Origin of the sequence: Acinetobacter baretiae (assembly GCF_015627105.1) — a bacterium.
Classification (GTDB): domain Bacteria; phylum Pseudomonadota; class Gammaproteobacteria; order Pseudomonadales; family Moraxellaceae; genus Acinetobacter; species Acinetobacter baretiae.
Genome location: NZ_VTDM01000008.1, coordinates 78,869 through 93,372, shown reverse-complemented (window position 1 = coordinate 93,372; position 14,504 = coordinate 78,869). Strand labels below are relative to the sequence as shown.

Genomic DNA, 14,504 nt, shown 5'->3' with positions numbered 1-14,504 from the left:
AAAACTATGACGCATTAAAATGGGCGTTTCACAGACATTTGCTGTACCAAACACACCTTATCTTGCTCTAACAATGACAGTAAAGGTTGTGTGAGTACACCATAACGCCAACCAAGCAAATAAGGAGATAATACTTGCTTATTCTCACCACCAAAAGCCACATAAGTATACAATTCGTTAAACCATTTTTTTCTCATGAGAACAGCTTTAGGTACTTGTAATTCTTCAGCAACTTGGTGAATTAACTGTTCTATTTTAACAGCAACATGTTCGGAAATATACTTCACAGGTCGAGTTAAATTTTTAGGCCAAACCTCAGATTCAGGTAAAAACCGAAGTAAGTCTAAAATGATTTTGCCATACTCTCTAATCACAGAAGCACGTATACTTTTAATTTCAGCCAATTGAAAAATACTTTTAGGATTTTTTTCAACCAAATCAATCATTGCACTATTTTTAAGTACAAAACTTCGTGGAATATTAATGGCTTTCACCAACTGCTCTCGCCAAACCATAAGTTGTTGTAATTGCATTAACTGACGAGATGAATGTCGATAATTTCCCACATCTTGGTACAATTTTGATGTAGCTGTTTTTTGGGCAATATCAGCTGCTAAGCTTTTACAATCCTCAAAAACATAATCAAGTAGTTTTTTCTCTCTTAATTGTAATTTTAACATTTCTGCAAGTTGAGGTAAAAAAATCACGTCATTGGCTGCGTAACATAATTGCTCAGAGGTTAAAGGGCGTGCTGTCCAGTCTGAACGTGTTTGATCTTTTTCAATCTCTACATCTAAATACTGTTTTAATGCATTTTGATAACTCACTTGTAGCCCTTGCCCTAAAAAGGACAAAGCCACCTGTGTATCAAAAATATTAGTAAGCGGTGATTTTTGTGAATAAAAATAAATAAGATCAACATCTTCACCACATGCATGAAAAATATTTTCTTCAGCCTGTGCTAATAATGACCAAAATTCAGTTAAATCTAAAGTGGTACCATCAAGTAGGTAAATTTGTTCTTGAATGTTAATTTGAAATAGCCCTAATTTGGGCCACAATGTATCGACTTTTAAAAATTCAGTATCTGCTGCGTATTTTTTATGCCGTACCATATGCTCTAACACTTGGCTAAGCTGGCTTTGCGTTTGAATAAATTGATACATACCCATGTTCTAGATCCAAACAATAATAATATTACTTAAACTGTAATCGGTGGTGCATTGCTTGTCCTAGAGTGTGACTGTCAACATATTCTAATTCACCCCCCTGTGGTACACCTTGTGCAATACGTGTGAGTTTGAGTGGCAAATGCTTACATGCTTCCAATAAATAGTGTGCCGTTGCTTGGCCTTCAACGGTTGCATTGGTTGCCAAAATCACTTCTTTCACTATGCCTTGCTTTAATCGAGTCATTAATGAAGGAATACCAATGTCTTCAGGGCCAACACCATCTAACGGCGACAAATGCCCACCGAGTACATAGTATTTTCCTCGAAAACTTCCTGTTTGCTCAATCGCAAGCACATCAGCAGGTGACTCTACCACACAAAGCAATCCATCATCACGATCATAGGCCAAGCAAATATCACATACGTCCTGCTCTGTTAAAGAATGGCAGATTTGGCACGTCACAATACTGTTGACAGCATGATGTAATGCATTGGCCAATATTTCTGCTTGAAGCTTATTTTTCATGACCAAATTAAGTGCCATACGTTGAGCCGATTTTGGCCCAACGCTTGGCAGTGTTCGCAGTGCTTGTACTAGCTCATCAAATTTTGGGCTAAACATGCCTGTTTACCTTTCTTGAGTTTAAAATAGTCCAGCAAGGCCCGGTGGCAATCCTGTTCCTGCATTTGCAGCTTTCATTTTTTGTTCAGAAATCACTTCTGCTTGGCGTGAAGCATCATTCATTGCAGCAGCAATCAGATCTTCAACCATATCTGCTTCATCTTGCAACAACTCTGGGTTAATTTCTATACGTTTCACGACATGACGGCAAGTCATGGTCACTTTAACTAGCCCACCGCCCGCTTCTGCATGAACTTCTGTTTGTGCAAGCTCTTCTTTGGCTTTTTTTGCATTCGCTTCTACATCTTTTTGCATGCGCTGTGCTTGCTGCATTAACATATTAATATTCATAAGAAACGCTCCAACGTTATATCAAATCTAAACCATGAGATAAGTCACGCATAATATCATGAATGTCTTCTAATCCGACAGAAAGTCGAATTAAACTCTCACAAATGCCAGCATCTTTTTGCGCTTGTGGCGAAAGTTTACCATGTGTGGTGGTTGCAGGATGTGTAATTGTTGATTTAACATCTCCTAAATTCCCTGTAATGGAAATAAATCGTGTGCTATCAATCACGGTCCATGCTTCATTTTTCCCACCCTTGACTTCAAATGAAACAATCCCGCCGAAACCTGATTGTTGTTTTTTTGCCAATTCGTGCCCAGGATGTGTTTCTAAACCTGAGTAATATACTTTACTGACTTTTTCATGCTGATTGAGCCATTGCGCAATCTGTAAAGCACTCTCACAATGTGCTTTCATACGTAAACGTAAAGTTTCTAAGCCTTTCAAAAAAACCCATGCATTAAATGGGCTCATCGATGGGCCAAGAGTACGCACCACAGAAAATACATCTTCAAGTAAATCATGCTTACCAACCACAGCACCACCTAGAGCACGGCCTTGACCATCGATATATTTCGTTGCAGAGTAAACAACTAAATCGGCTCCTAATTTAATCGGTTGCTGTAACGCTGGGGTACAAAAAGTATTATCAACCACAAGTAAAGCATCATGTTCATGTGCAATATCTGCAATGGCTTGAATATCACCAATCACTGCAAGTGGATTAGATGGTGACTCCATGAAAAACATTTTCGTATTGGGTTTAGCGACGTTTTTCCATTGTTTTAAATCGGTCAAATCGACAAAATCAACCTCTACACCAAACTTACGAATATAGCGCTCAAACAACCCCACAATAGAACCAAAAACATCACGTGAACAGACCACATGATCACCTGCTTTTAGGTATGCCATCATAATCGCTAAGATTGCACCCATGCCTGAGCCTGTCGCTACAGCTCGTTCACCGCCACACAAGGCAGCAAGGCGTTTTTCAAATACCGCAACTGTTGGATTGGTAAATCGTGAATACACATTCCCATTTTCTTTACCCTGAAATTTATTGGCTGCTTCTTGGGCATTTTTATAGACAAAAGATGATGTCAGAAAAATAGGTTCGCCATGTTCTCCTTCGTGAGTTCGATCATGTCCTGTTCGAATCGCTAAAGTATCTTGTCCAAATAAACTGTCTTCTTCATGCATGTTCTTGCTCTAAGCTCATATTGCGTTAAATATTACTTTCATTTTGAATAGCAATCCCCATATGGGTCAAGCATAAAATGATAAACCCTCTATATAGATAAAAAAACCAGTCCGCAGGATTTTTTTAAAACACATCATTTAGCAGTAGACGAATTGCTTTTAGCCACTTAGGATAAAGAATTGATGAAATAAAAATAGACGTGAGACCACAATGACACAAAGCATTTCTTTTATTGGACTCGGTGCGATGGGGTATCGCATGGCAGCACATTTACCTAAAGTATTTGATGATGTTCGTGTATGGAACAGAAGTATAGAAAAATCAGAAAAACATGCACATGAGTTTGGAACTCAAGCCGTTTCTTTAGAACATGCCGTACAAGCAGATATTATTTTTTCTTGCTTACCGACTAGTCAAGATATTGAAGATTTGATCGCCCGTGTAGATATTAAATCTGGTGCTATTTGGGTTGATTGCACCAGTGGCGTGCCCAAAAGTGCACGTCTTTTAGCCCCTTTACTGTTAGAAAAAGGAGTGCATTACTTAGATGCACCTGTAAGCGGTCAAACCATCGGGGCAGAAAATGCAACACTTACATTTATGGTAGGTGGTCAAAAGTCTGCTTTTGACTGTGCCCTGCCTGCCATGCAAGCAATGGGTAAACTCATTAAGCATGTTGGTGATTCCGGTGCAGGTTTTGCCGTAAAAGCTGTTAATAATATGTTACTTGCAATTCATTTGTGTGCAGCCTGCGAAGGAGCGTCAACGCTCAAATCACACGGCGTTAACTTACAAGAGGCGTTTGATTGCATTAATGCTTCAAGTGGCCAAAGCGGTGTAACAACCACTGTACTGCCAAATCGTGTGTTCAATCGCAGTTTTCCATCAACGTTTGCATTATCTTTACTGGCAAAAGATACAAGAATTGCACTTGATCTTGTCCGTGAAAGCCAATTGTCAGCACCAATCATTGCAGCATCACAAGGCTTAGTACAAGCAGCAAGCAATTTATCTGAACATGGCAGTGACTTTTCCACTTTGGCAAAAATGTATGAGTCCATCAATCAATTAACAATTGAGTAGACCTTGAATTAAATATATCTACCCCGATATAGTAAGGAACAGCGTCAATCGTTTGTTCACACTCCGATTGCAAGATAAGGATGTATTTATGAAAAAAATTTTTATGGTGCTATGTACAAGTTTATTTGCCAGCTATGCTCTAGCCGCACCCACCTGTGAAAAATTACAAGATGACTACAACCTTATTTATGCTGCTAAAGGTTTTTGTTTTAAAGACCCAGATGCTCTTGCAAAATATGGCAACAACAACTGTCATACCAATAAGCCTAGATTTTCTGAACGAGAACAACAACGTTTAGATCAAATCAAAGAAGATCAAAAAACCTTAAATTGTAAATAAGCGATGAAGCAACCAATACATGTGTTGGTTGCTAACATAGATCCTTGCACTGTTGGAAACACATCATGGCATACGACCAAAACAATATATTTGCAAAAATTTTACGTCAAGAAATACCGTGTATTACAGTATATGAAGATGAATATACACTGGCTTTTATGGATATTATGCCTCAAGCAACTGGCCATACTTTAGTCATTCCTAAATATCAGGCTGTAACTTTACTCGACTTACCTGCATCTGAACTCACTTACACCATGCATACTGTGCAAAAAGTCGTACATGCAATAGAAAAAGGCTTAAATGCAAAAGGCATTGTACTCATGCAACTCTCTGGTGAGTCAGCAGGACAAACCGTCCCACATGTGCATTTTCATCTCATTCCAAGTTCTGTACATGATCTTAAAGAGCATGCTTCCAACATGGCAGATCAGACCGAACTTAAACTCTTGGCAGAGAAAATTAAAGCCGCCTTTTAAGCATATTTGAATATTTATTAACCATATACAAAAAACCTCCAACATACACACTGTTGGAGGTTTTTTACGTTCTTTACTTTAAAAAACCAGAAACCATACCGAGTACTTTTTGAATATCATTATTTGCTTCTTGCGTACTGGTTTGCTCACCTTGAGGCGTCAATGCATTAATAATTTGTGGTAGTACAGTACTGATTGCACCATACACATCTTGCTTTTCTGTTTGTGTTTGCGTCGCGACTTGCTCTACATCTTGGTCATTAAACAAGCTTTGTACTTGGCTCTTTGCAACATCATCACCATTGGCAGATGGGTCAACCCAACTTTGTACTTGGCTCGTCAAACCTGCTCCACGCAGTTTATCTAATGCTGACTGTAAGCCACCTTGTTGTTGAATCCATGATAAAACCAATGGTACAACAGCAACCAATAATGACTGTGCATTTAAACCACTTGAGGCAGGTGCGCTATTATTAGTGTTCTGCTGACTCGATCCTCCTGTTAAAGAACCCAACACAGAACCTAGTACACCCCCAACCCCTGAACTATTGTTTTGGCTACTATTGCCTAAAGAACCAAGTACCGACCCAAGCATGCCACCTACACCAGATGAACTTTGATTATTTTGCCCACCTAATGCTTGTTTTGCTAAAGTTTCAACAATGCTACTCAAATTAGTCATTTATAAAACCTCTATTATTACTATGATAAAATTAAATCAAAAGACTAACGCATTTTAAAGTGGCTGTCTGTTACTTTTACATACAGCTTACATTCACAATAAATCTACCAACGGAATTTATCCCAATTTTCAGGATTAGCCCAAAAACGAGAATTAAACCAATCAGGTACATGTTTATAGGTTAAAATATTAAACTGCCATAACATCATTTTTTGCTCAACATCCACAGTCTGACCAAGCATTTGAGTAAAGCCTAGTGAACGCAGTAATTGTTGATCATTCACTTCACAAATTACCACCAGCTTTTTCACCAACAGATCTCTGAGTTTTACCAACAACTGTGTTTTTTGCTCTAACGTACACCGTGTGATGTTGTCTACATTAAGTACCACAAAACCTAAATCATAACGCTGTGTAAATGGCAGACTTAATAACTCAGATACGTTAAAATATTGCCAATCTATGGGTTGTGCTGTTTCAAAGAGTGCAATATTTTGCCCAACACACAACGCGGTTTTTATGGGTTGCTCCTGAGCTAAATCGTCTAGCAAAGACGTGATGACATTTTGCTCTGCCATAAATCTGCACCTTTTAAAAATTTAGAGAGATTTTATATGGAATTTCAAGGCATTTGCCATAAAATGCATGCCAATTTAGCCAATATCAGTATGAAAGATGAACATACTGAACAAGCCAACGTTCAATATAGCTTCGTTCTCAATCAATCTGTCATAGATACACCTCTTAGCCTCGGGCAACATATTGATATTGTATGGACAGGAAACATTTATTGTATCTCTTGTGGGAAAAAAACCCCAAAATCGTATGCACAAGGTCATTGTTTTAAATGCTTTAAAACCCAAGCTGAATGCGATATGTGCATTATGAAACCCGAAACTTGCCATTTTCACCTCGGCACATGTCGTGATGAAAGTTTTGCACATCGGGTCTGCTTTCAACCACATATTGTTTATTTAGCCAACTCTAGTGCATTAAAAGTTGGGATCACTCGTCTACATCAAATGCCTACTCGCTGGTTAGATCAAGGTGCACGTCAAGCCTTACCGATTATGAAAGTTGGCTCAAGACGCCTGTCTGGCTATTTAGAAACAATGTTTGGTGAACAAGTCGCAGACAAAACAGATTGGCGTAAATTGTTAAAAGCAGATGCAGAACCCATCGATTTACTCGCTATTCGCGATGAGCTATGCATTGAATTTGAAGAACAAATTGAAGCCATTTCAGATGAATTTGCACTCAATATGGAGTTTGATGAACATGTAGAATACATGGAGCAACAGCCAGTCAGAGAGTTTATTTACCCAATCAACCAATACCCTAGTAAAATAAAATCGCATAACCTCGATAAAACCCCACATATTTTTGGTGTTCTTCAAGGCATTAAAGGGCAATATTTAATCATGGATACAGGTGTGATTAATATACGTAAATATACAGGTTATGAACTCACTATTCAGACTTCTATATAATTAACTCATGTCAATTAACGTTAAAATTGCATGTACAGGATCTTCGGTTTCTCCTGAAATCAATTGTTTGTGCATACTTAAATGTTGCATTTTTTGAATCTGAGCTTGCTCATGATTCATTAAATGTTGTATTTCTCTTGTTAAAGATTCGGGGGTGGCTTCTTGCTGAACCAGCTCTGCAATCACTTTTTTCCCAGCAATAATATTAGGTAAAGAAACATACGGTATTTTAATCATTGTTTTGACCAACCAATAGGTCAATGGATTTAATTTATAAAATGTAACCATCGGACGATGCAATAACATGGCTTCAAGCGTAGCTGTGCCTGATGCCAAAGCCACCACGTCACTTGCCGCCATCACTTGTCGACCAATTTTGGCATCGGTAAATGTATTATCCAAAATTTTTACACTGTGTTGTAGAGGACTTGGAAATGTAGCAAGTATCTGTTGTATTTGTATTTTACGTTGATCATTGATCGCAGGAACTAAAAATACTCCTGTATAACCACGTTGTTTTAACATGGCTGCTGCAGAAAAGACCAAAGGCGCAAGGCGTTGTACTTCTGAACTCCGACTCCCAGGCAATAATGCAATGTATTGTTGATCTTGATCCAAACCGAGGTCTTGACGTGCCTTATCAACATGATCAAGCAAAGGTAATTTTTTTGCCAAAGGATGGCCCACAAAAATTGCAGGCACATGATGAGACTGATAAAAGTTTTTTTCAAAAGGAAATAAACACATTACCAAATCAATATTTTTTCGAATACCAATCACACGCTTTTGTCGCCATGCCCATACTGATGGGCTCACATATTGCACTGTTTTTATTGGCAATTGTTTTTGTTTAATTTTTTGTGACACTCGTAAGTTAAAATCAGGGGCATCTATGCCAATAAACACATCAATGGTTTGTTGTTGCCATCGCTGAAGCAATCCATCACGAACGGCAAATAGGGTTTTAATATCTTTTAATACTTCTACAATGCCCATGACTGATAAAATATCCATGGCATAAAGACTATTAAAACCTTCAGCAATCATTTGTGGACCACCAATACCCTCAAATTCAGCATCAATGCCTTGTGCTTTAAACGTTCGAATTAATTCGGCACCAAGTGTATCTCCAGACACCTCTCCAACCACAATACCGATTCTTAATTTACGTTTTTGCACACATCTCTACCTTATTTTTTCTCAATCACTATTATAAATAGATTACAGCAATCCTGCACTGTAAAAACACAAGCTTCTTTTTTACACGGCCTTATCTGCTATTTATCATCAACCCATTAACCCATTTGGCATAAAACATAAAATTCGCCACTTATATTACTTTTTAATATTATATTTTATATAAAATAATGTGACTTATCCGACATATTAAAAAATACCAATATAAACTCGAATCACAAAAATGATCTAAAATGCAAATTTAAACACTGTGACGTTACAATTTTATTGTAAAAATCTATAAAAAACATAAAAGCCCACTTGCGAACTAAAAAAAAACTTGTTGATGATACTGCAAATTATTTTCATTTAGATTTAGTGAATCTTTACATGAAATACAAACTTTCTCCCCTTACTGTTGCTATTGTTGCTATTGTTGCAACAATGAGCATATCTTCTTATACATATGCTGCTGATTATTCACAAACAGCAACACTAACGACAATTAAATCTAAAGCAGATCAAGCAACCACTCAAAGCTCTGAACAGACAAAATCCTATATCATTCATAACAGTAGTAGCGCTACAGGATTAAACCTCACCACGAAAGAAACACCTCAAACAGTGAATGTTGTCACACGTCAGCAAATGGATGACTTTAATTTAACAACTACCCGTGACATTTTAAGTAATACACCCGGGGTTATGGTCACAGGTTTAGAAACCAACCGAACCACGTATACTGCGCGTGGCTTTGACATTTCTAATATTTTGTATGATGGTGTTGGTATACCACAAATCGACAGCTATAATTACAATGGTTCAGATGATGACAGCTACTTTTATGACCGTGTCGAAGTCATTAAAGGTGCAGATGCTCTCACTAATGCACTTGGCGATCCGGGTGCAACCATTAACTATGTCAGAAAGCGTCCTACTCAAGAATTTCAAGCCAATGCAGGCTTTAGCTATGGCTCTTGGAGTACAAAACGCTATGAAGCAGACCTGTCAGGCCCATTAACACAAAGTGGCAATGTACGTGGTCGTCTTACCGCTTACGAAAAAACAGGCGATTCATATCTAGACAAATATTCTGAAGAAAAAAATGGGGTTCAAGCCATTATAGATGCTGACCTTTCAGACCGCACCAAAGCATCTGTAGGTTTTTCTCGGACGAATCAACTCACGAATGGCTCACAGTGGGGAGCTTTACCGCTAACAAATACCGCAGGTCAACAACTGAGTTATGCGCGTAGCTATAACTATGCGCCTGATTGGACATATTTTGACTGGACAACAAACACTTACTTCGCCAACATTGAGCAAAAAGTTGCAGGTGATTGGGTTGCAAAACTCACTTACGATGATAAACATTTAACTGCACAAGATAAAATGCTCTATCTTTTAAATAATCCAAATGCAAGCGACAATACTTCTGGCGTCTACTTTTTCCCTGATATTTATAATCAAAAATTTAGAAAACAAACATTAAATGCCAATGTTTCTGGAACATTTCCTCTTTTTGACCAACGTCACGAAGCAAACTTTGGTTATACATGGTCAAAAAGTGTGACCAACAACATGGCAGCTGGCGCATTAAATCAACTAAGTCCGACAACCGATTTAGCAAGTTGGTCACCGAGTGAACCAACGTGGGCAGAATTAAGTAGTGCAGGTACACAACAATATACGCTACGTTCAATGTATGGTGCTACACGTGTACACTTAAACGATAACTTAAAATTAATTTTGGGCGCAAACTTTTCTAAAATTGATTTTCAAGACAGTTATGTTAAGAGTAAAACCTCTCCTTATGCAGGCTTAACATATAACTTTACGCCACAATACACTGGCTACATGAGTTACACCTCAATTTTTAGGCCACAAACTGTCATAGATAAGACAACAAATAAAGTAGCTGTACCTGTAGATGGGAAAAGCTACGAAGCAGGTTTAAAAGGGGCTTGGTTCAATGAACGTTTAACAGGCTCTATTGCTATTTTTAGCACTCAACAAAACCATTTTGCTTTAAACCCAACATTTATGGGTTCGGCATATTACTCTGATCTTGGCACAGTAAAATCACAAGGTGTAGAGCTTGGCTTAACAGGTAAAGTTACGGAAAATATTGACGTATCGGCAGGTTACACTCAGTTTAGTTTAAAAAACAAAGACAATGGGATTAATCCTCGTCAATACAATCCCACCCAATCATTTAATATTCTAGCAAATTACACTCTACCTCAGTTCCCACAAATAAAAGTAGGTGCAAGTGTAAAATGGCAAGATACCATTCGTGATCCAGCATCAAGCTCACATTTAGGCACCATTACACAAAGTGCATATGCCCTCTTTGATTTGATGGCCAGCTATAAAGTTAATGATCACATTAATCTACAACTAAACGCTAAAAATATTGGCAATGAAAAATATCTTACCGGATTAAAAGATGGTCAGGGCTATTACGGCGCACCTGCAAACTACACTGTATCTGTGAAGTTTAAGTACTAAATGATGAAAAACACGATACAAAAATACAAATATGCCCATCAGTTCACTGTGGCATACCGCATACTTCTTTCATTGGTGGTCGGCTATTTTTGTGTCGTGTACTTTAGTTTATGTTTAGCAGCTATTTTTTTATATTTTACACCACGTGCAGAAGCAGTTTTTTTGGCCAGCTTTTGCGCCATCATGTTTGCACTGATTTTTTTTATTCTCTGTTTTTGTATTCAATCTATTCCACGCCTAAGCCAACTCAGTTTTGGGATCACACTGCTATTTTATGGGCTGTCTCACCTTATAGGTTAACTGATGTATAAATCACTTCGTCAATCCATGGCTTGGTTACATTCTTGGACAGGACTACTCCTTGGTTGGCTATTATTTGCAATTTTTTTGACAGGATCTCTGTCCTATTACAGACATGACATTACTGCATGGACACAACCTGCTTTCCAACACACACAAGTCACACAACAGCAAGCGATACTCTCTGGCTTAGATTACTTGGAACACCATGCAACCGATGCGCAATATTGGAATATGCAAGTTGCTTCTAGCGATGATCCAATCAATACAATTTACTGGCAAAAAAATGATGGTAATTATGTATTTAAACAACTTGATCCTCGTACACAACAAGAAGTGAATTTACTTCCGACTCAAGGCGGAGATTTTTTTTACACTTTTCATTTTCAACTTTTTGGCATACCTATTGTATTTGGTCGACTATTGGTCAGCTTTGCAGCTTTTATAATGTTAATTGCACTGATATCGGGGGTTATTACACATAAAAAAATATTCACAGATTTCTTTACCTTGCGTACATTTAAGTCACAGCGTTCATGGTTAGATTTCCATAACATTGTTTCTGTGATTGCCTTACCCTTTTTTTTCGTGATTACCTTCACAGGCTTAGTCATGTTTTTTTACTTGTACTTGCCCTCAGCAATTCAAAAGTACTACCCTCAAAACAATTACGATATTTTCTCTGAACTACGTAGTCAAATACCACCTTCTACACCCAATAATATATCTACTATAGCTATGGTCAATGCACAACAAATTAGCCAACGTTTACAACAACAGTGGCCTGACCAGCCATTAATAGATCGTATTGAAATTAAAAAACCATTTAGCACTGCCACAGAAATTATCATTAAACAAAAAGAAGATCACTCTATTACTCAACAACCAATACAAATGACTTTGAATGCACAAGGTCAAATCATTCAAGATACCCGTAATGTGCACCCTGTTGCCACGTTGTATAGCGGTATATACGGATTACATATGGCATCTTTCGCTCAACCTATCATTCGTATTGCTTTATTTTTTTCAGGCATACTCGGTTGCTTTATGGTTGCTTCAGGGCTGTTACTTTGGAGCTTAAAACGCCAACTACAAAACAAAAACAATACTTTTCATTTCGGGCACTACTGTGTAGATCGACTCAATGTTGCCACCTTTGTTGGATTACCAATTGCGGTCTTATGCTATTTTTATAGTAATCGACTAATTACATTATCGTACTCAACACCCAACAACCAAGAAATTGTCGTATTTTTTACAGCGTGGGGAGTGAGTTTAATGTTGGCTGTTTTGAGTAAAAGGCAATATTTATGGCCTATACAACTGTTTTTATTTGTGATGCTCGCCCTATGCTTACCTTGCGTAAATATAGTTATCCTTTGGCAACATGGCGACTTAAAACAGATGAGTGATTATACCAACTATGCTCAAGTCGATGCATTTTTTTGGTTATTTGCACTACTGGCTGGATTTATTGCTAAAAATATTCGTCCTATTCAACAACAAGCAAAGAAAAAAATACAGCAAAAAATATTACAAAAGGATGCTCAATGATCATATTACTTGCTATCAGCATCACTTATTTTGCATTTTACTTAATGTATCTAAGTAGTGATAAACAAAAAAAGATCGTTGCACACTCAAAATGGGCTGTTGTGACCCAAAAACCTAGGCTGTTTAAACGATTGGCTTATATTTTGTTTTTATGCTCTTTTTTATTGCTGACACAACAATACCGCTATAGTGTCGCATTTGTGTCGTGGTGGATTTTTGCCACACCACTCATTTTTGTACTTATTTTGAGAAACAATCAGATAAAATCTAAAAAATAGCCAACTATCAAACTAAAATACATTTCAAAAACTTATTTGTTCACGATATGATAGTATTTGTTTTTTACCACCATGATCTATATAGTAATTTCATCTTACTTAGTTTATTTCGCAATTAGTGAAGGCAATGAATCATTCAGACTCTCATTCTATTACCTCAAATGATATTGATGACGTCAATATTAGTAATGTTCAAACACTCATCACACCAGCACAACTTAAAAAAGTCTTGCCTTTATCCGATAAAGCATCTCAGACCGTTGTTTCAGGACGTGAAAGTGTACGTAAAATTTTAGATAGTCAAGACAAACGACTATTTATTGTGATTGGACCATGCTCTATTCATGACCCTAAAGCTGCACACGAATACGCAGATCGTCTCAAAGCATTAAGCGAAAAAGTAAAAGATACACTGTATATTGTAATGCGTGTATATTTTGAAAAGCCACGTACAACAGTTGGCTGGAAAGGTTTAATTAACGACCCCAATATGGATGATTCTTTTGATATTGAAAAAGGACTACATCTTGGGCGCAAACTCTTACTTGAACTTAACGAAAAAGGTTTACCATGTGCAACTGAAGCACTTGATCCCAACTCACCACAGTATTTGCAAGACTTAATTTCATGGTCTGCTATTGGCGCACGTACAACGGAAAGTCAAACACACCGTGAAATGTCATCAGGTCTTTCTTCACCTGTTGGATTTAAAAATGGTACAGATGGTGGTTTAACAGTGGCTATTAACGCCATGCAAGCTGTCGAACATGGTCATAACTTTTTAGGTCTCAACAATGATGGTCAAGTTGCCATTATTAGTACACGTGGTAACAAATATGGTCACGTGGTATTACGAGGTGGTAATGGCAAACCAAACTATGATGCAACATCCGTTGCACAGGCAGAAAATGCACTGATTAAAGCAAAAGTCAGTAAAAATATTATGATTGATGCCAGTCATGCTAACTCCAATAAAGACCCATACTTACAACCCCTCGTACTCAAAAATATTACCGAGCAAATCTTAAATGGTAATACTTCAATTGTTGGGTTAATGGTAGAAAGTCATTTAAAAGGTGGACGTCAAGATATTCCTGCCCAATTATGTGACCTAGAATACGGGCAATCTGTCACAGATGGCTGTTTAGATTGGGACACCACAGAGCGTGTATTATTAGACATGCATAACTCGTTAAAAGATGTATTGCCACATCGTTAATCTCAACTTACGCCATCATTGATGGCGTTTTTTTACGAAAAA

General features: G+C 37.6%; 14 protein-coding genes. 7 read left to right on the top strand and 7 right to left on the bottom strand.

What is annotated here, in order from left to right; all coding sequences use genetic code 11:
• Window positions 1–14: 14 nt before the first annotated feature.
• Genes I2F17_RS03905 through I2F17_RS03890 form a run of 4 tightly spaced genes read right to left on the bottom strand, consistent with a single transcriptional unit; the run spans window position 15 to window position 3,346 of the window.
• On the bottom strand, window positions 15–1,166 hold the full coding sequence (locus I2F17_RS03905; RefSeq protein WP_211139145.1) for a ribonuclease D: 1,152 nt from the start codon (window positions 1,164–1,166) through the stop codon (window positions 15–17).
• Between the two features lie 31 nt (window positions 1,167–1,197).
• Entirely contained in the window at window positions 1,198–1,794 is a 597-nt protein-coding gene (recR, locus tag I2F17_RS03900; RefSeq protein ID WP_196422681.1) for a recombination mediator RecR, read from the bottom strand.
• 21 nt (window positions 1,795–1,815) lie between these two features.
• The gene (locus tag I2F17_RS03895) at window positions 1,816–2,145 is read right to left on the bottom strand and encodes a YbaB/EbfC family nucleoid-associated protein (RefSeq protein ID WP_211139133.1); all 330 of its coding nucleotides are present in this window, start codon (window positions 2,143–2,145) and stop codon (window positions 1,816–1,818) included.
• A gap of 16 nt (window positions 2,146–2,161) precedes the next feature.
• Window positions 2,162–3,346 carry an O-succinylhomoserine sulfhydrylase gene (locus I2F17_RS03890; RefSeq protein WP_211139132.1) on the bottom strand — a complete coding sequence of 395 codons (1,185 nt, stop codon included), beginning with the start codon at window positions 3,344–3,346 and terminating at the stop codon, window positions 2,162–2,164.
• 211 nt (window positions 3,347–3,557) lie between these two features.
• Here I2F17_RS03890 and I2F17_RS03885 point away from each other — a divergent pair, with 211 nt between their 5' ends.
• From I2F17_RS03885 to I2F17_RS03875, 3 genes are all read left to right on the top strand, one after another.
• The gene (locus I2F17_RS03885; protein ID WP_211139131.1) at window positions 3,558–4,430 is read left to right on the top strand and encodes an NAD(P)-dependent oxidoreductase; all 873 of its coding nucleotides are present in this window, start codon (window positions 3,558–3,560) and stop codon (window positions 4,428–4,430) included.
• 103 nt (window positions 4,431–4,533) lie between these two features.
• Entirely contained in the window at window positions 4,534–4,770 is a 237-nt protein-coding gene (locus I2F17_RS03880; RefSeq protein ID WP_235985074.1) for a YARHG domain-containing protein, read from the top strand.
• 65 nt (window positions 4,771–4,835) lie between these two features.
• Window positions 4,836–5,249: an HIT family protein gene (locus I2F17_RS03875; protein ID WP_211139130.1), complete on the top strand. Its 414-nt coding sequence runs from the start codon at window positions 4,836–4,838 to the stop codon at window positions 5,247–5,249.
• Window positions 5,250–5,322: 73 nt separating this feature from the next.
• On the opposite strand, the gene I2F17_RS03870 is transcribed toward I2F17_RS03875, so the two are convergent.
• Window positions 5,323–5,931 carry a YidB family protein gene (locus I2F17_RS03870; protein ID WP_196422675.1) on the bottom strand — a complete coding sequence of 203 codons (609 nt, stop codon included), beginning with the start codon at window positions 5,929–5,931 and terminating at the stop codon, window positions 5,323–5,325.
• Window positions 5,932–6,035: 104 nt separating this feature from the next.
• Window positions 6,036–6,509: a DUF6231 family protein gene (locus I2F17_RS03865; RefSeq protein ID WP_211139129.1), complete on the bottom strand. Its 474-nt coding sequence runs from the start codon at window positions 6,507–6,509 to the stop codon at window positions 6,036–6,038.
• Window positions 6,510–6,545: 36 nt separating this feature from the next.
• Between I2F17_RS03865 and I2F17_RS03860 the strand changes: the two genes are divergently transcribed.
• Window positions 6,546–7,421: a DUF2797 domain-containing protein gene (locus I2F17_RS03860; protein ID WP_211139128.1), complete on the top strand. Its 876-nt coding sequence runs from the start codon at window positions 6,546–6,548 to the stop codon at window positions 7,419–7,421.
• Here the strand turns inward: I2F17_RS03860 and lpxB are convergent, their stop codons facing one another.
• Window positions 7,422–8,600: a lipid-A-disaccharide synthase gene (gene lpxB / locus I2F17_RS03855; protein ID WP_211139127.1), complete on the bottom strand. Its 1,179-nt coding sequence runs from the start codon at window positions 8,598–8,600 to the stop codon at window positions 7,422–7,424.
• 387 nt (window positions 8,601–8,987) lie between these two features.
• On the opposite strand from lpxB, the gene I2F17_RS03850 reads away from it, so the two are divergent.
• From I2F17_RS03850 to I2F17_RS03840, 3 genes are all read left to right on the top strand, one after another.
• On the top strand, window positions 8,988–11,108 hold the full coding sequence (locus tag I2F17_RS03850; protein WP_211139126.1) for a TonB-dependent siderophore receptor: 2,121 nt from the start codon (window positions 8,988–8,990) through the stop codon (window positions 11,106–11,108).
• A 303-nt stretch (window positions 11,109–11,411) separates the two neighbouring features.
• Complete coding sequence (locus I2F17_RS03845; RefSeq protein ID WP_211139125.1) at window positions 11,412–12,965, top strand: PepSY-associated TM helix domain-containing protein; 1,554 nt, start codon at window positions 11,412–11,414, stop codon at window positions 12,963–12,965.
• Between the two features lie 405 nt (window positions 12,966–13,370).
• Complete coding sequence (locus tag I2F17_RS03840) at window positions 13,371–14,462, top strand: 3-deoxy-7-phosphoheptulonate synthase (RefSeq protein ID WP_211139124.1); 1,092 nt, start codon at window positions 13,371–13,373, stop codon at window positions 14,460–14,462.
• The last annotated feature ends 42 nt before the right edge of the window (window positions 14,463–14,504 follow it).